The 20,448-nt window shown below is 58.3% G+C and carries 23 protein-coding genes; 21 read left to right on the forward strand and 2 right to left on the reverse strand.

From position 1 onward, the window contains the following. Positions 1 to 12 precede the first annotated feature (12 nt). Positions 13 to 762, reverse strand: a complete 750-nt coding sequence (locus ACVW1C_RS27490) for an SDR family NAD(P)-dependent oxidoreductase (RefSeq protein ID WP_456734191.1) — start codon at positions 760 to 762, stop codon at positions 13 to 15. Positions 763 to 901: 139 nt separating this feature from the next. Here ACVW1C_RS27490 and ACVW1C_RS27495 point away from each other — a divergent pair, with 139 nt between their 5' ends. The 11 genes from ACVW1C_RS27495 to ACVW1C_RS27545 all read left to right on the forward strand — a co-directional run bounded on the left by ACVW1C_RS27495 (position 902) and on the right by ACVW1C_RS27545 (position 12,223). After that, positions 902 to 1,783: a LysR substrate-binding domain-containing protein gene (locus tag ACVW1C_RS27495; protein WP_456763191.1), complete on the forward strand. Its 882-nt coding sequence runs from the start codon at positions 902 to 904 to the stop codon at positions 1,781 to 1,783. A 390-nt stretch (positions 1,784 to 2,173) separates the two neighbouring features. Next, positions 2,174 to 3,676: a nitrogenase molybdenum-iron protein alpha chain gene (gene nifD, locus ACVW1C_RS27500; RefSeq protein WP_456761051.1), complete on the forward strand. Its 1,503-nt coding sequence runs from the start codon at positions 2,174 to 2,176 to the stop codon at positions 3,674 to 3,676. Positions 3,677 to 3,741: 65 nt separating this feature from the next. Next, the gene (gene nifK / locus ACVW1C_RS27505) at positions 3,742 to 5,298 is read left to right on the forward strand and encodes a nitrogenase molybdenum-iron protein subunit beta (protein WP_456761052.1); all 1,557 of its coding nucleotides are present in this window, start codon (positions 3,742 to 3,744) and stop codon (positions 5,296 to 5,298) included. 90 nt (positions 5,299 to 5,388) lie between these two features. Then, positions 5,389 to 7,035 (forward strand): nitrogenase iron-molybdenum cofactor biosynthesis protein NifE, encoded by a 1,647-nt coding sequence (nifE, locus tag ACVW1C_RS27510; RefSeq protein WP_456761053.1) that lies wholly within the window; start codon positions 5,389 to 5,391, stop codon positions 7,033 to 7,035. A gap of 9 nt (positions 7,036 to 7,044) precedes the next feature. Then, positions 7,045 to 8,451, forward strand: coding sequence for a nitrogenase iron-molybdenum cofactor biosynthesis protein NifN (gene nifN, locus ACVW1C_RS27515; protein WP_456761054.1), 1,407 nt, complete (start codon positions 7,045 to 7,047; stop codon positions 8,449 to 8,451). Next, entirely contained in the window at positions 8,448 to 8,843 is a 396-nt protein-coding gene (gene nifX, locus ACVW1C_RS27520; RefSeq protein ID WP_456761055.1) for a nitrogen fixation protein NifX, read from the forward strand. The genes nifN and nifX overlap by 4 nt, the downstream gene beginning before the upstream one ends. Positions 8,844 to 8,849: 6 nt before the next feature. Continuing rightward, positions 8,850 to 9,314, forward strand: a complete 465-nt coding sequence (locus ACVW1C_RS27525; RefSeq protein WP_456761056.1) for a NifX-associated nitrogen fixation protein — start codon at positions 8,850 to 8,852, stop codon at positions 9,312 to 9,314. An 8-nt stretch (positions 9,315 to 9,322) separates the two neighbouring features. Then, a complete protein-coding gene (locus ACVW1C_RS27530; RefSeq protein ID WP_456761057.1) occupies positions 9,323 to 9,532 on the forward strand; it encodes a CCE_0567 family metalloprotein in 210 nt (69 codons plus the stop codon). A gap of 3 nt (positions 9,533 to 9,535) precedes the next feature. Beyond that, on the forward strand, positions 9,536 to 9,835 hold the full coding sequence (gene fdxB / locus ACVW1C_RS27535; RefSeq protein ID WP_456718482.1) for a ferredoxin III, nif-specific: 300 nt from the start codon (positions 9,536 to 9,538) through the stop codon (positions 9,833 to 9,835). Positions 9,836 to 10,251: 416 nt separating this feature from the next. After that, positions 10,252 to 11,109, forward strand: a complete 858-nt coding sequence (locus ACVW1C_RS27540) for a host specificity protein (RefSeq protein WP_456761058.1) — start codon at positions 10,252 to 10,254, stop codon at positions 11,107 to 11,109. Positions 11,110 to 11,827: 718 nt separating this feature from the next. After that, positions 11,828 to 12,223, forward strand: a complete 396-nt coding sequence (locus tag ACVW1C_RS27545) for a Rieske (2Fe-2S) protein (protein ID WP_456728297.1) — start codon at positions 11,828 to 11,830, stop codon at positions 12,221 to 12,223. Between the two features lie 9 nt (positions 12,224 to 12,232). Here ACVW1C_RS27545 and ACVW1C_RS27550 read toward each other — a convergent pair whose 3' ends face one another. Then, complete coding sequence (locus ACVW1C_RS27550; RefSeq protein ID WP_456728296.1) at positions 12,233 to 12,823, reverse strand: hypothetical protein; 591 nt, start codon at positions 12,821 to 12,823, stop codon at positions 12,233 to 12,235. Positions 12,824 to 13,099: 276 nt separating this feature from the next. Here ACVW1C_RS27550 and ACVW1C_RS27555 point away from each other — a divergent pair, with 276 nt between their 5' ends. The 10 genes from ACVW1C_RS27555 to ACVW1C_RS27600 all read left to right on the forward strand — a co-directional run bounded on the left by ACVW1C_RS27555 (position 13,100) and on the right by ACVW1C_RS27600 (position 20,419). Beyond that, positions 13,100 to 13,420 carry a HesB/IscA family protein gene (locus ACVW1C_RS27555; protein WP_456761059.1) on the forward strand — a complete coding sequence of 107 codons (321 nt, stop codon included), beginning with the start codon at positions 13,100 to 13,102 and terminating at the stop codon, positions 13,418 to 13,420. Between the two features lie 20 nt (positions 13,421 to 13,440). Next, a complete protein-coding gene (locus ACVW1C_RS27560) occupies positions 13,441 to 13,722 on the forward strand; it encodes a NifU family protein (protein WP_456728295.1) in 282 nt (93 codons plus the stop codon). Further along, complete coding sequence (gene nifS, locus ACVW1C_RS27565; protein ID WP_456761060.1) at positions 13,719 to 14,924, forward strand: cysteine desulfurase NifS; 1,206 nt, start codon at positions 13,719 to 13,721, stop codon at positions 14,922 to 14,924. The genes ACVW1C_RS27560 and nifS overlap by 4 nt, the downstream gene beginning before the upstream one ends. Beyond that, a complete protein-coding gene (gene nifT / locus ACVW1C_RS27570; RefSeq protein WP_076828206.1) occupies positions 14,921 to 15,145 on the forward strand; it encodes a putative nitrogen fixation protein NifT in 225 nt (74 codons plus the stop codon). The genes nifS and nifT overlap by 4 nt, the downstream gene beginning before the upstream one ends. A 47-nt stretch (positions 15,146 to 15,192) precedes the next feature. Continuing rightward, positions 15,193 to 16,005: an SIR2 family NAD-dependent protein deacylase gene (locus ACVW1C_RS27575; protein ID WP_456763192.1), complete on the forward strand. Its 813-nt coding sequence runs from the start codon at positions 15,193 to 15,195 to the stop codon at positions 16,003 to 16,005. Between the two features lie 342 nt (positions 16,006 to 16,347). Then, a complete protein-coding gene (gene nifB, locus ACVW1C_RS27580) occupies positions 16,348 to 17,907 on the forward strand; it encodes a nitrogenase cofactor biosynthesis protein NifB (protein WP_456761061.1) in 1,560 nt (519 codons plus the stop codon). 9 nt (positions 17,908 to 17,916) lie between these two features. After that, on the forward strand, positions 17,917 to 18,141 hold the full coding sequence (locus ACVW1C_RS27585; protein ID WP_128970651.1) for a 4Fe-4S binding protein: 225 nt from the start codon (positions 17,917 to 17,919) through the stop codon (positions 18,139 to 18,141). A gap of 1,346 nt (positions 18,142 to 19,487) precedes the next feature. Then, positions 19,488 to 19,808 carry a nitrogen fixation protein NifZ gene (locus ACVW1C_RS27590; RefSeq protein WP_456761062.1) on the forward strand — a complete coding sequence of 107 codons (321 nt, stop codon included), beginning with the start codon at positions 19,488 to 19,490 and terminating at the stop codon, positions 19,806 to 19,808. After that, entirely contained in the window at positions 19,805 to 20,044 is a 240-nt protein-coding gene (locus ACVW1C_RS27595; protein ID WP_456761063.1) for a nitrogen fixation protein NifZ, read from the forward strand. Before ACVW1C_RS27590 ends, ACVW1C_RS27595 begins: the two co-directional genes overlap by 4 nt. Before the next feature lie 15 nt (positions 20,045 to 20,059). Then, complete coding sequence (locus tag ACVW1C_RS27600; protein WP_456728292.1) at positions 20,060 to 20,419, forward strand: DUF3024 domain-containing protein; 360 nt, start codon at positions 20,060 to 20,062, stop codon at positions 20,417 to 20,419. The last annotated feature ends 29 nt before the right edge of the window (positions 20,420 to 20,448 follow it).

Genomic DNA, 20,448 nt, shown 5'->3' on the forward strand with positions numbered 1-20,448 from the left:
CCATTGCTGCTCTTAGTGAATGAGCATCCCGCCGTTGACGTCGATCACGGCGCCGGTGACGTATGCGGAGAGGTCCGATGCGAGAAACGTGTAGATGCCGGCAACGTCCTTGGCCTCCCCGAGCCGTCCGAGCGGAATGCCTTCCAGGATCTTCGCTTTCATCTCGTCGTTGAGCTTGCCGGAGGTGATGTCGGTGCCTACCAATCCCGGCGTGACGCAGTTGACGCGGATACCATCGGCGCCAAATTCCCGAGCCATCGCCTTGGCAAGCCCAAGGACCCCCGCCTTCGCCGCCGAGTAGTGCGGACCACCGAAAATGCCGCCGCCGCGCTGGGCCGATACCGACGACATGCATGCAATCGATCCCGACTTGCGCTTCCGCATATGCGGGATCACTGCCTGGGACAGGAACAGAATGCCCTTGAGGTTGACGTCCTGGATACGGTCCCAGTCGGCCGGCGTGATGTCGAGGAATTTGACCGGCTGTGTGATGCCGGCGTTGTTGATCAGGATATCGATTTGGCCGAAACCGTCGACGACAGCTTCGACTGCCTTCTGACACGAAGCCTGGTCGGCGACGTTGCAAGCAATTCCGATATGAGCGCCGCCGAGGCCTTGCGCGGCGGCTTGTGCGGCGGTCCCATCGATGTCGAGGATGGCAACCCGCGCGCCCTCTTCGGCAAATCGTCTGGCAGTTGCGAGGCCAATCCCGCGGGGCGAGGCCGCCCCTGTGATGATCGCCGTTTTGCCGCGAAGCAGCATTCGAATCCTCCCTGTCCCTGTCGTTTTGGACGCCGCGGGTGGCAGCCGGTCCTCTTGCCCCATTGCTAGAGCCGAGGGGCCGGCCGGGACAAACGCGCAGTTGTCTTGGATGTGTGAATCTGGTTCACTTATGGGTATGCTGCTGTCGAGCATCCCGATCTCCGCTATCCGGGCCTTCGAAGCGGCTGCGCGCACCGGCTCCTTCAGCGACGCGGCCGACGAATTGCATTTGACGCCGAGCGCCGTCAGCCACGCGATCCGCAAGCTGGAAAGCACCATGAGCACCGTTCTGTTCGAGCGGAGTGCTCGTTCCGTCCGTCTAACGCCTGCTGGCGAGAACCTGATGCGCCACGCCGGTGCGGCCTTCGACAATTTGCGGCGCGGGATCGAAGAAGTCGCAGGTCGCGGGCCGCAGCTCCTGAGGGTGCATTGTGCCCCAAGTTTCGCAGCGCAATGGCTGGCCCCGCGCCTGACCAAATTTCTCGCGGCCGAACCGAAACTGGAGGTTCGGCTCGCCGCCAATACGGAGTACGCCCGCTTCACGAACGACGATTTCGATCTGGACATCGTCTACGGTTCACCTCGCGGTGAGGGCCTCGAAGTGATCCCGCTTGGTGAAGAAACCGTCACCCCTCTGTGTGCTCCTCAGATTGCGAAGAGAATCCGCCAGCCAAAGGATTTGTTGAGCCAAGTTCTTATTCGCTCCGACGTCAAGCAGGTTCAATGGTATCAATGGTTCGCCGCGAACGGGCTCGAACCTCCAGCGATCCATGGAATGCGATTCGACCGCAGCTTCCTCGCAATAGCCATGGCTTGCGGCGGGGTTGGCGTGACGTTGGAATCAACTCGGTTGGCTGAAAGTGAGATAGCATCGGGGCGCCTGATAGCGCCCCTGGCTGGCCGCTCCACCGACATCCGCTACGTTGGTCATCATTTAGTGTTCCCGCGCGCTGGCCGTCAGCGCCGCGCTTTGCAGACCTTCGTGGAATGGATCAGGTCTGAGATTGCGTCAAGTTTATAGAGTAGCGTGAACTGGAGCTGACGTCCGCTCCTCACCCTTCGCGTTATTTCGTCGCGCTGCGGAATTTGGTCGCTATCGGGCCATAGCGGATTCTGGCAAGCCGTCCGCCCGGCAGATTTGTGGGTTCACGCCTAGAACGAAAACACGCGCTGATAGCTGAGCGGGGCCATTTCGCACATAGCTCCCCCTTGTTCCGTTTCGAACAGGTCAAACCAAGAAGCCTCCGAGCAAAGCGCGATGTCGCGTTCGCAACAACGGCGTTGCCGCCGCGCGAGACGCGCTAACTGCCGTTAATCGTTATGGGTTTTGTGTTCGCGAAGCGCTGGCATGCTGGTTGCAAAAGTTCTGGTCAGAAGCCGCTCTTGCAACAGCTAACCTTGAGGACATCAGATGAGTCTCGCCACGACCCAGAGTATCGCAGATATCAGGGCTCGCAACAAACAGCTGATCGAGGAGGTGCTGAAGGTCTATCCGGAGAAAACCGCGAAAAGGCGTGCCAAGCACCTCAACGTTCACCAGGCCGGCAAGTCCGACTGCGGGGTGAAGTCCAACATCAAATCCATACCCGGCGTGATGACGATCCGGGGCTGCGCCTATGCGGGATCCAAGGGCGTGGTTTGGGGACCTATCAAGGACATGGTCCATATCAGCCATGGTCCTGTTGGCTGCGGCCAGTATTCGTGGGGATCGCGCCGCAACTATTACGTTGGTACGACGGGTATCGATAGCTTCGTGACCCTGCAATTCACCTCCGACTTCCAGGAAAAGGATATCGTATTCGGTGGTGACAAGAAGCTGGTCAAAGTTCTTGACGAAATCCAGGAGCTGTTTCCCCTCAACAACGGCATCACCATCCAATCGGAATGCCCGATCGGACTGATCGGCGACGATATCGAGGCTGTCTCAAGAACTAAATCCAAGGAGTATGGAGGCAAGACCATCGTGCCGGTCCGCTGCGAGGGTTTTCGTGGCGTGTCGCAGTCACTAGGTCACCACATTGCCAACGACGCGGTGCGTGACTGGATCTTCGACAAGCTCGAGCCCGACGGCGCACCAAAGTTCGAGCCGACGCCTTACGATGTTGCAATCATCGGCGACTACAATATCGGCGGTGATGCCTGGTCATCGCGAATTCTGCTGGAGGAAATGGGCCTGCGGGTGATCGCGCAGTGGTCCGGGGACGGTTCACTCGCTGAACTCGAGGCAACTCCGAGAGCCAAGCTCAACCTTCTGCATTGCTACCGTTCAATGAACTACATCTCCCGCCACATGGAAGAGAAATTCGGCATCCCCTGGTGCGAATACAACTTCTTCGGACCTTCAAAGATCGCAGAATCGCTGCGGAAGATTGCGGCCTATTTCGACGACAAGATCAAGGAAGGGGCCGAGCGGGTGATTGAAAAGTACCAGCCGCTCGTCAACGCGGTGGTTGCGAAGTATCGCCCGCGCCTGGAGGGCCGAACGGTCATGCTATATGTCGGCGGGCTTCGTCCGCGTCATGTGATTGGCGCCTACGAAGACCTCGGGATGGAAGTCGTGGGCACCGGATACGAGTTTGGCCACAACGACGATTATCAGCGCACCGCTCAGAACTACGTAAAGGACAGCACGCTGATCTATGACGACGTCAATGGCTATGAGTTCGAGCGCTTCGTCGAAAAGCTCCAGCCTGACCTCATCGGCTCGGGCATCAAGGAAAAATACGTGTTCCAGAAGATGGGTGTGCCGTTCAGGCAGATGCATTCCTGGGACTATTCGGGTCCATATCACGGCTATGACGGCTTTGCGATCTTTGCGCGCGACATGGACATGGCTGTCAACTCGCCTGTCTGGAAAAAGACGAAGGCGCCCTGGAAGGAAACGCCGAGGGCCAAGCTCTTGGCTGCAGAATAGGGCAACAAGTCTCGCTCTCAGCGGAGAGCGGGGCGGTCAATTTCGATATTAAAAGGATCTTAATAATGGCGCAAAGTGCCGAGCACGTGCTCGATCATCTCGAACTGTTCCGCGGTCCAGAATACCAGCAGATGCTGGACAAGAAGAAGATGTTCGAGGATCCCCGCGAGCCCGCCGAAGTCGAGCGTATCAAGGAATGGACGAAAACGCCGGAGTACCGCGAGAAGAATTTTGCGCGGGAGGCGCTAACGATAAACCCGGCCAAGGCCTGCCAGCCGCTTGGCGCCGTATTCGCCTCCGTCGGCTTTGAAGGCACGCTGCCTTTCGTTCACGGCTCGCAAGGCTGCGTGGCCTATTATCGTAGCCATCTGTCGCGACACTTCAAGGAGCCGTGTTCCTGCGTCTCTTCGTCGATGACCGAGGACGCTGCTGTATTCGGTGGCCTGAACAACATGATCGACGGGCTCGCAAACAGCTACAACATGTACAAACCCAAGATGATTGCGGTCTCCACGACCTGCATGGCTGAGGTGATCGGCGATGACCTGAACGCCTTCATCAAGACGTCCAAAGAGAAGGGCTCGGTTCCGGCGGAGTTCGACGTGCCGTTCGCCCACACGCCGGCCTTCGTCGGCAGCCACGTCACCGGCTACGACAACGCGCTCAAGGGCATCTTGGAGCATTTTTGGGACGGCAAGGCCGGAACGGTGCCGAAGCTGGAGCGCAGGCCGAACCAGGCCATCAACATCATCGGCGGTTTCGATGGCTATACCGTCGGAAACCTTCGCGAGATCAGGCGCATCCTGGAACTGATGGGAATCCAGCACACCATACTCGCCGACAACTCCGAAGTCTTCGACACCCCGACAGATGGCGAGTTCCGGATGTATGACGGTGGCACCACGCTGGAAGACGCAGCCAACGCCGTTCACGCCAAGGCGACAATCTCCATGCAGGAGTGGTGTACGGAGAAAACGTTGCAATTCGTGGCCGAGCATGGGCAGGATGTCGTGTCCTTCAACTACCCGATTGGCATATCCGCAACGGATGACTTGCTGCTGGCGTTATCGCGGATCGGCGGCAAGGACATTCCGGAGCAACTCGCACGAGAGCGTGGCCGCTTGGTCGATGCCATCGCCGATTCCAGTGCGCATATCCATGGCAAGAAGTTCGCGATCTATGGTGATCCGGATCTCTGCTACGGGGTAGCTGCCTTTCTGCTCGAACTGGGCGCCGAGCCAACCCATGTGCTTTCCACCAACGGCAACAAGGCATGGCAGACAAAAATGGCGGCGCTGCTTGCAAGCTCGCCGTTTGGGCAGAGCTGCCAAGTCTACCCTGGCCGGGACCTCTGGCACTTGCGCTCGCTCCTATTTACCGAGCCGGTCGATTTTCTGATTGGCAACACGTACGGCAAGTACCTCGAGCGTGACACTGGAACGCCACTGATCCGAATTGGCTTTCCAGTCTTTGATCGGCATCACCATCACCGCTCGCCCGTTTGGGGTTATCAGGGTGGCCTGAATGTGCTGGTCAAGATCCTCGACAAGATCTTCGACGAAATCGACAAGAAGACCAACCTTCTTGGCAAAACCGACTACAGCTTCGACATCATTCGCTGATGACGAACGGTGCGCGTGCCATCGCCAAACCCGGCGGTGGCACAAATGCACGGCGGTTAATCTCCAATTAGTTTGCTGAGGGGAAAACGGATGAGTTCGCTAGCGGCCACGGTCCAGAATATCTTCGACGAGCCGGGCTGCGCCAAGAATGGCAGTAAGTCGAAGGCTGCTCGCAGGAAGGGCTGCACCAGGCAACTGCAGCCGGGCAGTGCCGCGGGCGGCTGCGCTTTCGACGGTGCCAAGATCGCGCTGCAGCCGTTTACCGATGTCGCTCACTTGGTGCACGGTCCGATTGCGTGCGAAGGCAACTCCTGGGACAATCGCGGCTCGGCGTCGTCTGGCTCAAATCTGTGGCGGACCGCATTCACAACCGACCTGAACGAAACAGATATCGTATTCGGAGGCGAGCAGCGGCTGTGCAAGGCAATCACAGAAATCATCAATAAGTGGGACCCTCCCGCGATCTTCGTCTATCAGACTTGCATCCCGGCGATGATCGGCGACGATATCGATGCGGTTTGCAAGGCTGCGTCTCAAAGGTTCGGCAAACCAGTTATACCGATCAATGCCCCGGGGTTCGTTGGCTCCAAAAACCTGGGTAACAAGCTCGCCGGCGAGGCCCTGCTCGAACATGTCATCGGAACGCAGGAGCCGGACTACACAACGCCGTACGACATCAACCTGATCGGAGAATACAACCTTTCAGGAGAGCTCTGGCAAGTGAAGCCATTGCTGGACGAACTCGGAGTCCGGATTCTCTCCTGCATCTCTGGCGACGGAAAGTATCGCGAGGTCGCTTCTTCTCATCGTGCGCGGGCGGCGATGTTGGCATGCTCAAAATCTATGATCAACGTCGCACGCAAAATGAAGGAACGCTACGGGATCCCGTTCTTCGAGGGGTCGTTCTACGGTATCCAGGATTCGAGTGATTCGCTTCGCCAGATCGCCCGCTTATTGGTCGAGCGCGGCGCCCCCCAAGAGTTGCTCGGGCGCACTGATGCGGTGATCGCGCGCGAGGAAACGCGCGCCTGGGCTGCCATCGAACCGTACAAGCCACGTTTCAAAGGCAAGAAGGCCTTGTTGATTACCGGCGGCGTCAAGTCATGGTCGGTCGTGGCGGCACTGCAGGAAGCCGGTCTCGAATTGGTCGGAACCAGCGTGAAGAAATCGACCAGGGAGGACAAGGAACGCATCAAGGAGCTGATGGGGCAGGATGCCCACATGATCGAGGAGATGACGCCGCGCGAAATGTACAGAATGTTGAAAGAAGCGGAAGCGGACATCATGCTGTCGGGCGGCAAATCGCAGTTTGTCGCACTGAAGGCGGCGATGCCCTGGATCGATATCAACCAAGAGCGGTGCCATGCCTATCTGGGCTATCTTGGAACGGTCAAACTGGTGGAGGAGATCGACAAGTCGCTCTCCAATCCGATGTGGGAGCAGCTGCGTCGACCTGCGCCATGGCAATTCTTGGCGAAGGCGATGGTGCAGATGCGATCACCGCTGGCCGAGATCGCCTGCGATCCTGTGCTCGGCGAAACGGCGCGCCGAGCCAAGGAGATCTGCTTCTGCAACAAGGTCGATCTCGGAACAATCGAGGATGCGATCACCGCCCATGGCTTGATCAGCGTGGAAGCTGTCAGAGAGCACACCAATGCGGTCGGCGGCTGCTGCAACAGACGCATCGAGGGAATCTTGGCGGCCTCACCATCTGCCCTGCCACAGGCCGCAGAATAAGGACCTGTTATGGCCCTCGTCAAAGCGTCTACTAAATCTTGTGCGGTCAATCCGCTGAAGATGAGCCAGCCGATCGGCGGAGCCTTCGCCTTTATGGGGTTGCGTGGGGCTATGCCGCTTCTGCACGGCTCGCAAGGCTGTACATCCTTCGGGCTCACGCTCTTCGTGCGCCACTTCAAGGAAGCAGTACCGCTGCAAACCACCGCTATGAGCGAGGTCGCAACCGTGCTCGGTGGCTACGAGAATCTCGAGCAGGCGATACTCAATATCCACAGGCGAGCCAAGCCAAAGATCGTGGGGATCTGCTCAACCGGGGTTACAGAGACCAATGGCGACGATGTCGATGCCTACCTCAAGCTGATCCGGGACAAGCATCCGCAACTTGCAAAATTGCCGCTGGTCTATGTCTCGACACCAGATTTCAAGGGAGCGTTCCAGGACGGCTGGGAGAAGGCTGTGGCGCGCATTGTGGAGGCGTTGGTCGAGGAGCCGGGCGTGAGTGGACTGCGCGACCCGTCCAAGGTGAATGTTCTTCCAGGATGCCACCTCACCCCCGGTGATCTAGACGAACTCCGGGCCATCCTGGAGGATTTCGGGTTGCGGCCGTCCTTTTTGCCTGATCTGGCAGGCTCGCTTGATGGGCATATCCCCGATGAGTTTACGCCGACAACCATAGGCGGCATCGGCATCGACGAAATTGCGAGCATGGGACGCGCTCAATGGACGATCGCAATTGGCGCACAGATGCGACGCGCGGCGGAGGTCCTGCAGGCCAAGGGCGGCGTGCCATTTCGTCTGTTCGAACGGCTTTGCGGTCTGGATGCTAACGACGAATTCATCGCCTTTTTGAGCGAGATCAGCGGCCGCCCCGTACCGGTGAAATATCGGCGTCAGCGTGGCCAGCTCACCGATGCAATGCTGGACGCGCACTTCCATATTGGTGGTCGCAGAGTTGCGATCGCCGCCGAGCCAGACCTCCTCTTCGACCTGTCCAGTATGCTGCATGACATGGGTGCGCAGGTGACCGCAGCAGTGACAACGACGCAGTCGGTCGTTCTTGAGCGAGTTAAGACCGAGGAGGTCCTCATTGGCGACCTCGAGGACCTAAAAGAACTCGCCAGAACCAAGCAATGCGACCTACTGGTCACGCATTCGCATGGTAGGCAAGCGGCGGCTCGGCTGAAAATTCCGTTCTATCGCGCAGGTTTTCCGATGTTCGATCGGCTTGGTGCAGGACACCAACTATCCGTCGGCTACCGTGGTACGCGGGACATGATCTTCGATATCGCCAATCTCGTGATTGCTGACCGCGAGGAGAACCATCAGCCTACGCCGGATAGCTGGCGGGCTCCGGCCGCACTGCCACGACGAGCCGGCCACAGCTCGAGTGGCGCAGCTGAGAGGTCGACGGCATGAAGGTCGCATTCGCTACGCAAGATCTTAGACGGGTCGATGCACATTTTGGTTGGGCGAAGAATATCGCAATTTATGATGTCGCGCCGGGCGGGCACGTCTTTCTTAAAGCAATTGAGTTTGAGGGCGATCTCAAGGAAGACGGCAACTACGATAAGTTGGCGCCTAAGATCGATGCAATCAAGGATTGTGCAATTCTCTACGTCGCCGCCATCGGCGGTGCTGGTGCCGCGAGGGTGGTGGCCAACAAGATCCATCCTATCAAGGTGAGCAAGCCGGAAAGCATCCTGATGCTGCTTGAAAAGCTTCAGGACGTACTGAAGGGAACGCCACCTCCCTGGCTGCGCAAGGCCATGGCCAAGGACCAGCGCCGCGCGTTTGAGTTCGACGAATGAGGTGAGATGACCGAAGAAATCGTGCGGCAGGGTAGCGGCATCGACGCGCCGTTCCTCGTGGAGCTGATCAAGATTTGGCGCGCTCAGGATGCCAACGGCGCCTGGGCGAGCAAGGGCGATCTCGACCTGCTCGAACCCTACATCTTGGACAAGGAGAAGCGGCGCGCCTTGCCGATTGTCGGCGATCCCGATCCCGACACGCTGTGGCGGCTTGAGCTATTCTTCGACGCGGTCGCGCTCTCGATCGAGAGGGTCACCGGCGTGATGATCCAGCCCATTATGAAGCTGCATCATGAAGGCTTCGGCCGCGTGGTGTTGATCGCAGGACGGCTGATCGCCGTGAGCAAGCAGCTACGCGATGTACATCGTTTCGGCTTCGTTAATCTCGTAAAGCTGGCACAGGAAGGCGACAAATATGTCAACGACGGAATCGAGATGATTCGCAGATTTCCGGACGTGGCTAACTATTGAGGGCGCTCATGAGCGATCGCGAAGCATTGAAAGCAGAACTGAAGAAACTGTCTGGCAAAGCGCTGCAAGCCAAAATGGATTTGCACGATCTGTCGGAGGAATTGCCTGTCAACTGGAGCTCGATTATGACGCTGGCGCAGAAGGCGTACGATGCCTATGCCGAACTCGAGCGCAAGAGCCATGATTTGAAGGCGCTGGAAAATAACCAGAGGGGCTGACTCATGTCATTTGCAGCGCGCGATGGCCGCGAGTGGATACCAGAATACTTGACATCGATCGATGACAAGAAGTGCATCGGTTGTGGGCGCTGTTTCAAGGTGTGCGGTCGAGATGTCATGACTTTGAAGGGAATCAGCGAAGAGGGCGAGCTTGTCGATCTAGACGATGACGCGGATGATGAGATCGAAAAGAAGATCATGGTTCTAAATGATCAGGGCGCCTGCATCGGCTGCGGCGCCTGCGCAAGAGTGTGCCCGGCCAATTGTCAGATCCACACCTCAGTCGGAGCTGAAGTCACGTGAGCGAGGACCGCCTCGTCCAGCAGCAGGAAAGGATAGTGCAATCACATGCGCGACCTGGGCGGGTGACGCGCACGTGATCAGTGAGCTCGCATCTTTGATCAGGCCATCGTGCTCAAACCTCCGAGACTAAGTGACTTGGAAATGATTGATCGGGTATTTTAGTACTGGTTGAGAGCAACAACGTCGAGCGGCACGTCGTTGATCGCCCGTCCGCGACAAGGGACGCGCGGTTCACCTATCCAGTGGAGCCTTAGGGCGGCCGAGTCGTTGTCTGTCTTCCGGCGGATGCCTTGCCGACCCCGTAGTGGGCCGGTGGCGCGGTAAGCTTGTGGTCAGCTAGAGATTGTATCCTCATTGCAGAGCTTGCGCGGCACGAGCTCGATTGCGTGCAATTCGCCGATAGGAGAGCGATCCGGATGTATGGCAGAATCGTTGGCTCATCCAGCCAGTCCACGAGCGCGAATCAAGCTGATGATTCGAGCGAGGCGGGAGATAGCCCCCGTTTTGCGGAAACAGTTGCGCGCATGGAGCGAGGTGGGTCGTCGTCGGGGGCCGCGGCGCCATACTCTCTGAGTTCCGATCCACCCATTATCAAAATCGACGAACAAGAAGACTTCATGGATCTCGTGGAGAGATACTTGCGTCGCGATATCAGGGACATCGCCGACAACCCACAAGAGTACTCTGAGTTTGTTTCGAGGAAAGCTGAGTGGGCTGCAACTGTTGCTGGATCCTATGCCAACACTTACCGTGATCCGAATAACCCCGCGAAGTTTTTCAGCTATCAGCTGGGTGAGGAAAGTGTCGGCCTGCTAGCAGTGGGTGGCCCGGTCCGGATCAAGGGAGACCGGTTTCGAGAACAGTTCGGGCGTAACGATATCACGTCCGTAGTAAATCTACGCGTTACTCACCCGCTTGTCGAAAACGCAGGCGATATCCTGCTCGAGCATCAATTGCGTTTGGACGGCGATCATCCATTGGTATTGTCGCGTCCTGCCCGACCGGGGATGGAGCCCCGTCTAGCTGAAATGGGTTTTGTTCACGTGGGTCGCAATCACTGGGTGCTCGACCCTCACCAGAATCCCGAAGTGTGGACGAAGAACGAGAACAACGAGTGGCAGCGAATAGGCAAGCCTACAAAATATCTTTCCAAGGTCGAAGAAGCCGGCAGCGGTCGTCGAGAGAGCGTTGAGACGGACTCATCTGACGATGATCCCTCGTTTTATTTGGAGCGTGAACTTCGACGAATGGCTGTTGAAAGCGATTCGGAATAATGGGAGTGAGGCGGAACTGATGGGTTTTTCGCCCTGGCTCGCGTACGAGCAGAAGGCGTAGCCTTGAGGGGAGCGCGCGCCACGTCGCGCTCCCTTATGCTTGCCAGATGCCAGTTCGCGAGTTGGTTGGTGGAGTTGGGCCGGCCTTGTGTCATCGAGCCGGGGGGCCTGCTTCGCCTAGCCAGCAGGGCCTTGGTGTGCGGTTTGGGAGAGGACCTGTTTTAATCCGGCTTTTGAGCGGCAATCTGAGGCAAATGCGGGAACCGATTGCGCTCACGATGTCAGTACTTCCGTTGAATCTGGTATCACTGAACGGGTTGCGAAGTTGGCGATCGTGAAAATCGTTCTGCGACGGCTAGCGCGAGGTGCCCCATCGGGTGTGCGACCAAGCGAGCGTTCCAGCATACGATCGAGCGTCTTGTCGGGCTCGTCCAGCAAATGGATGTAATTATCAGTACAATAGAGCATCAGTTTTATAGAGACCCTGTTTTATAGAGACCCTGGGAGTACCAATGCGCGTACGCTGGGAAGCCGGAATGGATCCCCTACGCCAGGAGCAACGAGCTGCGCACGCGCTTGCGGTTCTGCTAGCCGGTCAAGTCGTGCGGCACCGCTAAGGCTGCGCGTTGGGCTAAGAGAACGCCGAGCAGAACTCCGACGATTCTTGCAGCACAAGGCACAGCAACAGGGCAGAGCCCTTGTGATAGGCGAGCAGTGAATGCAAGTAGATGCTATTTACGCGATTTGTGGTTTTAACGACATTCCGAGCCGCAAGGCCATGGGATTTCACCTTATGGTCCTCGATCATGACGGCAATCACCGGCCGTGGTCCATCGTTGTGGTACGCTGGGGTAAGAAGGTGCTTGGCTATCTCAATAGATGTCCGCACAACGGCGTTGCTTTGGACTGGGAACGAAACGAGTTCCTCGATCCAGACGGCGTCCGGCTGATGTGCGGCAAACACGGATCCACCTTCGAGCTCGGAACCGGGCTGTGCGTCGATGGTCCGTGCAAGGGCAGAACGCTCACGCCAATCGCCTTGACAGTGCTGGATGGCGATATCTGTGTCGTCGGCGTGCGTCTTGTCGAAGACGGCGCGTCCCGGGACGAATGAAGTCCGCGCTCAAACCGGCCGGTTCTCGTTGCGGTTTTTTACCGGCTCCATCCTCTCCAGCCCGTCTTCATAGGAGATCTCGTCGTAAGATAGGTCGAGAGCCTTCGCCGCATCGAGGAGGTAATCAAGCTTGCCGCCCGCATCCAGCTTCTTGAGGTCGTCCTTGTTGAGCCCGACCAGGTCCATCATCTCCTTCCAAACAGTGGATTCATCGCACGGCAGGACGTGGAAGGTAATGCCACCGAGCTTGATGTGGTACTTCGCCAGCAAATCGACGTTGTTACAGAACAAGAAATAACTGCCCTTTTGGCTTAACGCACCGTCAAGCACGGCCGCGACGTCAGCAAGATAAGCGAAGGAGTGCAGGTAGCCGGCCAGCACCGGGATAGTACGTTCTCCGTCCTGCGCGATCGTCAGAACCTGTTCGATCGAATAGTCCGGCGGCCGCTTCTCGTCCGCGACTTGCGTCTGAAATTTTAGTGCTATGTCGCCGCGAAAGCCAAACCGGCCAGGCTTGGTCGTCCCGCCCTTGAGTACAGCATTGAGCAGGCGGCCCTCCTTCTCAAGTCGACCGAGTGCGGTGTTCTCGATTGCAGTCATTAAATTCGTCCTCGATTTGAGCTTTTCACCGGCGCGCTGGCCGATGCCAGATGCGATGCAAGTTGCTTGCCGCCGCCTCTGTAACGACCTCCAGCCGTGCCGCGAAACAAAACGCCTATGCGAGAGGCGATCGTCCCAGGCAGCGTTGTCACAAACTCGACACCGGCGCTGATGAAGCCGACAGATGCCACCAAAAAAAGTAAGCGGGATCAAGCTGTGCACGCTGGCACATGACTTGCCATTGTCGGGCAGACCTAGCTCATGAGAGGGTAAGCCATGATCAACCTGACAGATAGCGCAGTGAGTGCCATCAAAGGCGCGATGGCATCATCAATGCACCCGACCGGCGGCCTGCGCATTTTGGTCGAAGCAGGCGGCTGCAATGGGTTCAAATACAAGATGGGCTTGGCCGAGGTGCCGACGCTTGGTGACACCGTGATCGAACGCGGGGGTCTGAAGGTATTTGTCGACAGCAAGAGCCATGAGCATCTGATCGGCACGACCATTGATTTCGTCCTGGCGCCGGATAGTTCCGGATTCATCTTTCAAAACCCGAACGCCGCCGCGAGCTGCTCCTGCGGCAAATCGTTCAGCTAATAAAGAGGAAACATCGCAGCATGCTGGCCGAACCGGAAGAAGTATGGCAGTCGTCGGCTGCGAGAGCGCTTCGCATTCGCGACGCAATCGGACAGATGCGAGCGGATCTGCATGGCGATCGTGGCGACCGTCGGCTCATCCGGACCAATAGCCACAGGACCATCGCCAGTCTGAACGGCGCATCCGCGTTCTGTAAGCGTCCTAGACTGACGCTGGACCGCATTCAGACGAGGCTGATCGACAAAATAGGCGAATGCGTTCGTCTCGTCCCGATTGCGGCTGTCGGCGAGGCGCTGGATTGAGCGGGATTCAAGTGCCGATTTACCTCGACAATAATGCAACGACCCGGACCGATCCATCCGTCGTGCAAGCCATGTTGCCGTTCTTCACAGAGCAATTCGGCAACGCATCATCCACGCATGTCTTTGGCGGCGAAGTCGCAGTCGCCGTGAAGCAGGCCCGGGGTAGCTTACGGCGGTTGCTAGGCTGCGCATACGATCATGAGATCGTTTTCACCTCGGGAGGGACCGAGGCCAACAATGCCGCGATTCTCTCTGCGCTTGCGACCCAAGAGGGCCGCGACGAGATCGTCACCACCTCGGTCGAGCATTCTGCCATTCTTGCCGTAACGGAGCAATTGGGGGCAAGCGGAGTCAAGACGCATGTCGTACCGGTAGATTCCCGCGGCCGGCTCGATATCGAGGCGTTTCGCAGCGCTCTCGGGCCACGGACAGCGATTGCTTCCGTTATGTGGGCCAACAACGAGACCGGTACGATATTTCCTGTAGAGTTCCTTGCAGGGTTGACCCATGAGGCGGGCGCGCTGTTTCACACCGATGCGGTCCAGGCCGTCGGCAAGATGCGCGTAGACCTTAAGGACAGTGCGATCGACATGCTGTCGCTATCCGCGCACAAGCTGCATGGACCCAAAGGCATCGGCGCGCTATATCTGCGCAAGGGGACAAGTTTCCGACCGCTGATCTGGGGCGGATCGCAGGAACGACGGCGCCGCGGCGGCACGGAGAATATTCCCGCAATCGTGGGCCTTGGAAAGGCTGCAGAGCTCGCGGCGGAGCGGCTCGAACCTGAGCGCGTTCGCATTGCTGCGTTGCGCGACCGCCTCGAGCAGGGAATACTGCACATTGGCGAGTGTATTGCGCTCGGCGATATCAGCAACCGGCTAGCGAACACGACCAATATTGCCTTCGACCATCTCGAAGGCGAAGCGATCGCCCACCATCTCAATCGGGCCGGCATTGCTGTGTCGCTCGGATCAGCCTGCAACGCGGGCTCAATGGAGCCATCGCATGTCTTGCAGGCCATGCGGGTGCCGGCGTGGAGCATGCGCGGTGCGGTGCGCTTCTCGCTATCGCGAGAAACCTCATTCGCGGAGGTCGACGAGGTCGTGTGCGCCGTGTCTGACATCGTGGCTCGTCTGCGCGCCACTTCGCGGGAGTCGGCCCGCTTGGCCAGCCATGATTCACAGTCAAGGAGTTCAACGTGAAAATCATGATCCGCCGGTCTCCGGACGCGGGCCTGTCGATCTACGTACCAAAGAAAGATCTCGAAGAGCCGATCGTCGAGTCCGAATATGAGACCCTCTGGGGCGGGTGGATCAAAATAGCCAATGGCTGGGTACTCGATTTGCCCAAGATGGCGAGCGATACAAAATTACCGATCACAATCGACGCTAAAAAGCGGAGCGCGGACGGAGAGGGTCCGTGAAGGGGCCTCGGCGGGTCGACTTTGTCGATGCAGCCGATGCCAAGACCATGCTCGCGGACATCGCTGCCGGGTTAAGGGCTGCGCGCGTGGTTCCCTATCTCGGTCCTGGCCTCACCGGACTGTCCAGATCCGATGTGCCGACCTCGCCCGAGGCGCTGGCCGACTTCTTCGCCCGCAAGGTTGCGCTGCCTCGGCGGATCAAAGGCAATGCGTGGGCGTCGGCGCAGCATATCGAGGTCAGCAAACATCGCTCTACGCTGACGACATTGATGGTGCAGGCCTTCGCTCGATCAGCGGAGCCGACGCCGTTACATCATCATTTCGCGTCCCTGTCGCCGCCCGTCATCGTCGATGCATGGTACGATGGGGCGATGCGCGCCGCGCTGGGCAAGCGCGAGGGATGGGGTGAAGTTCAGGGCATTACCCGTGCCGGCATTGCCGAGAATCGTTGGTATCGCTTCTATGATTCCTGTGGCCAAGAGGTCGACAGTGCCATGGCCGGCAGCTGGGCGACGGTGCTCTATAAGCCGCATGGCAGCGTGCACCCGGCCAACAACTTCCTGATCTCCGATGCTGACTATGTCGAGGCCTTGACCGAGATCGACATTCAGACGCCAATTCCGGACATCATCAAGGAAAGGCGGAGCGGACGGACCTTTCTCTTCATCGGCTGTCGCTTTAACGACCAGCTGTTGCGCAGCTATGCGCGGCAGATTATCAAGCGCTCGGGTGGCCCCCGCTATGCGATCGTCGATCCGGATACGCTGTCGCGCAACGAGTTCCTTTTTCTACTCGAACAAGGTCTGTCGCCGCTTGCGATTCGGCTCCCTTGCGCGGTTGAGATACTGCTCACCCGTTAGATGTGTGAAGCTCGATGCCCAACTGGTATCGCCAGTTGTGAGATGGCGCGATGGACGAAACGCCCGCTCGGATGAAGCCGGGTGTTGCGCGCGCTTTGGCACCATCATTGATGCGCCAGCCAGCAGAGTTCTGAGTGAGGATGAGGACGTATCTGTCGCATTCTTAACAAGCGTATCATTGCCGCTCTTACATGTCTCAACGTCGGTCGTGGCCCGATAACGCTATGACATGCTGACCAAATATCGTCTTCTGCGCCGTGGCATGTGAGTTGCTACGCCTCGTCTTGAGGCTCGCTCACGGATGGTCCTGGGAAGCCAATGTGCCTGCGGGGAAGAAAGAGAATGAATGCGATCGTGGGGAGCGGAGGATACGCCAAAGCTGCGCTGGATAACGGCACGATGATGCAGTCTGCCGCCGAGCATAAGGGCTGTCGCACCGCAGCCAAGACCGCCCAGGCAGGCTGCGGGTCACAGACAAGCCAAGGCGATCTGCCGAGCGAAATCTGGGAAAAGGTGAAGAACCATCCCTGCTACAGCGAAGAAGCGCATCATCATTACGCCCGCATGCATGTGGCGGTCGCGCCAGCCTGTAACATCCAGTGCAATTACTGCAATCGCAAATATGACTGCGCCAATGAATCTCGCCCGGGCGTAGTGAGCGAAAAGCTTACCCCCGAGCAGGCGGTGAGAAAAGTGCTCGTGGTCGCGACCGCCATTCCGCAGATGACCGTGCTCGGAATCGCTGGTCCCGGCGATGCTCTCGCCAATCCAGAAAAGACGTTCAAGACATTCGAACTGGTCGCCAAGGCGGCGCCCGACATCAAGCTGTGTCTATCGACCAACGGACTGGCTCTGCCGGACCATATTGACACGATCGTCAGGTCCAGAATCGACCACGTCACCATCACTATCAACACGATCGATCCCGAAATCGGCGCCAAGATCTATCCCTGGATCTTCTTCAACCATAAACGCTACACCGGCATCGACGCGGCGAGGATACTCACCGACCGTCAGCTGCAAGGACTGGAGATGCTTAGCGAACGTGGGATCCTGTGCAAGGTGAACTCGGTGATGATCCCCCACATCAACGATCAGCACCTGGTCGAGGTCAACAAGGCGGTGAAGGCGCGCGGTGCCTTCCTTCACAATATCATGCCGCTGATCTCCGCGCCTGAGTACGGCACGGTGTTTGGCCTAAACGGTCAGCGGGGGCCGACGGCGCAGGAATTGAAGACGCTGCAGGATGCTTGTGAAGGGAAGATGAACATGATGCGGCATTGTCGCCAGTGCCGCGCTGATGCTGTCGGACTGATCGGAGAGGATCGCAGCGCAGAGTTCAGTGCCGATCAGATCATGAAAATGGACGTCAAATACGACCTTGGGACGCGGAAGGCTTATCAAGACAGGGTGGAGGACGAGCGGGCCGCCAGCGTCGTGGCCCACCAACAAGAGCTTTCACAGTTCGCCGGCGAGACGAGCGCGATCACGGTTCTGGTGGCGGTCGCAACCAAGGGTGCGGGACTCATCAACGAGCACTTTGGGCATACAAAGGAATTCCAAGTATATGAACTTTCTACATCCGGCGCCAAATTCATCGGTCACCGTCGCGTCGACGTCTACTGCCAGGACGGTTATGGCGAGGAGGACAGGCTTTCGACCATCATTCGTGGCATCCATGACTGCCATGCGGTGTTCGTGGCCAAGATCGGTGGCTGCCCAAAAAGCAACCTGATCAAGGCCGGGATCGAGCCAGTCGATCAATACGCGCATGAGTTCATCGAGAAGTCGACGATCGCCTGGTTCAGGTCCTATCTCGACAAGGTAAAGAGCGGCGATGTCCAGCACGAGGAGCGCGGCGACGCCGCGATCCGCCAGGGAGCTCTGATCTCCGCGGCGTAAGGGGGGTATATGCCATTCAAGATCATCGCCTCTCAGTGTACCAGCTGCTCAGCTTGCGAACCCTTATGCCCGAACGTTGCCATCTCGGAAAAGGGAGGAAGCTTTGTCATCGAAGCGACGAAATGCACCGAATGTGTTGGCCATTTCGACGAGCCGCAATGCGCCGCGGCTTGTCCGGTCGACAACACCTGCGTAATTGACACGTCCTTACCCCGCTATCAGGCGCCAGCTTAGGACGCGAGCTTCCATGAACGGCATGCCAAGAGCTGCGGCTGAAAAATTTGCAAACTTCGTGCGGCGCGTTGTCGACACCGCAGGTCTCGACCTTCGCGTCTCCCGTCGCGAAGGCGGCTGCTCCGGATGTCCCTGCGATCGTGCTGCTGCTCGCCGGCAGCGGAGCGTTGGCAGGCATTTCATTTGGCGCGGCAGGCCAAAAACGCCTCTCAGCTCCGAGCGTAGGCTTCTGGGCCGCGCCACTATCGTTGATGTGACTGACGAGATCACGCTGATCGGCGCATGCGCGGCGGGATCAGCCTTACCGAGCCGCAACATCGCGGAATGCGCCGGGCGAACGAAGCTGCCGATGACCTTCGAGGCCGCAGCCAGGTTGCCATTTGCCGGTCAGGGAACGCTGATCGCGCGCACTTTGTTCGGCGAAGTCCCGGGCCAAGACTGGCGGATGGTTAACGCGACTGATGCTGCACTTGATCACGCCGATATCATCATGCCGCGGTTGCATCCCGCCGTGTTGAAGGACCTCGCCGGCCTGCCGATATGGGCAGGCAATCGGGAAGAAGGGACGAGGCCGCGACCAAGCTGCTCGAACTCGAACCGTCTGACACCATCGGTACCGAATCGTTCGCGGACGTCCTGGAGCGGAGGAGCCAATCCGAAGATCGACCACATTGGCAACACCGCCCTGGGGCATCACTCCAATTACAGGGCCTGCGCTCGTCCGTCGCGCAAGAGGGGCTGCGACTGCCGGCGTTCGGCTATTTGCACAAATGATTGTGCCGGCTACGTCTCCGGCACGTCTCCCGGCGGAATCCCGCGCTCAGCAATGGCGGCACATGGCGCGCAGAGGTCGAGGTCTGAGCGATCGTGTCCACGCAGGCTAATGCCGTCGTCTTATCGTCGATGCTTGATGGCCATAGAAGCCTCGTCTCCCCAGCCGCAACATCGTTTCGTACGGGGAAATGATGCCGATGCTGACCGACAAGGAGCTGGCGACGTCCTCGCGTGCCACTTGGCCCCGCAGCTCCGCAATCAATCGATCTGCGCTGAGGACGTCCAGTTCCGCCACATCGTACCGCGTCGCGCTGCCGTTGCGGGGCTACTTGGTGTAGCTACGGGCCAATACGCTAGAGCGCGGCTAGATACCGCAGAACGGCTGTCACGCGGAGCACGAACTGCCCTACAGCGACATCCTGGTCAGCACGTCGACACGAACTGGCGAACCGCATTGCGGAGAGCGAATCGGCTGAGTGCGGCGAGGGATGAGCACAATTGTGGAGGATGGCTCCTGGTCGGACCGGCAGCACCCCTGATGTCTACCAGCAACGATGCATGAGGAGCGCTACATGAGCGGTATTGTTCGCGACAGCGACGTCGTCGAGCTCGACGAGCCGCCTGTCTTCAGTTTTAGCCAAAAGGTACGAGCCAATCGCACCATCCGGAATGATGGCACCTTTCGTGGCAAGGAGATTGGCGACATTTTGGTCAAGAAAGGAGAGGTCGGTTACGTCATCTCGATCGGGACATTCCTGCAGCAGTTCTACATATATAGTGTCGAGTTTCTGGAAAGCGGCTACCGCGTTGGCATGAAGCGCAAGGAACTCGTGCCGGTGGATGCCTGCGAGGAGATCGATGATCTGCCATTGCCGGAGGAGGCCGTGTCGTGAGTGAACCCGGCTTTCTGAAATATCGGCGGGGCCAGCGGGTTAAAACCACAGTCGATATCATCAACGACGGCTCTTTTCCCAATGCGGCGCCTGACGGCGTCTTGCTCGGCGCCGGAGTGGCCGGAGAGATCATCAGGGTTGCCATCCATACCGATGCGAACGTTCCGATCTATACTGTCGATTTTGGAGAACGGTTGCTCATCGGCTGTCTTGAAGAAGAAATCACAGGTCTTTGAAGGGAGGCTTTCGCGATGAATGCCGGGCTGATGAGGAAGGTCAAGACCGGGCTGGTGGCGCACCCCAACGAGCTTGATCGCAAGCGGATCGAGCGCAGCTTGAGCTCCCGTACGCGCTATCTCTACGTCTCGCCGAAGGTGACACCGGTGAAAGGCGGCTACCTCGTCGAGAGCCCCTGTTGCTCGCGCAATATTGACAAGGACGGCGCGCTAATCGACGTCGCGCTGATTCTTTTTGATCGCGTGAGCGGAATTTGGAAGGTGTTTTGCAAGAACCACGCCCAAGGAATCTGGGAATTTTACAGCCTGTATCACCGCCTGACTTCAGCGATCGACGAATTGAACGCGGATCCGGAGCGTCTGTTCTGGCAATGAGGGGCGGCTTTTGAGGGGTCACAGAGGAG

The organism is Bradyrhizobium sp. USDA 4011 (assembly GCF_054063415.1).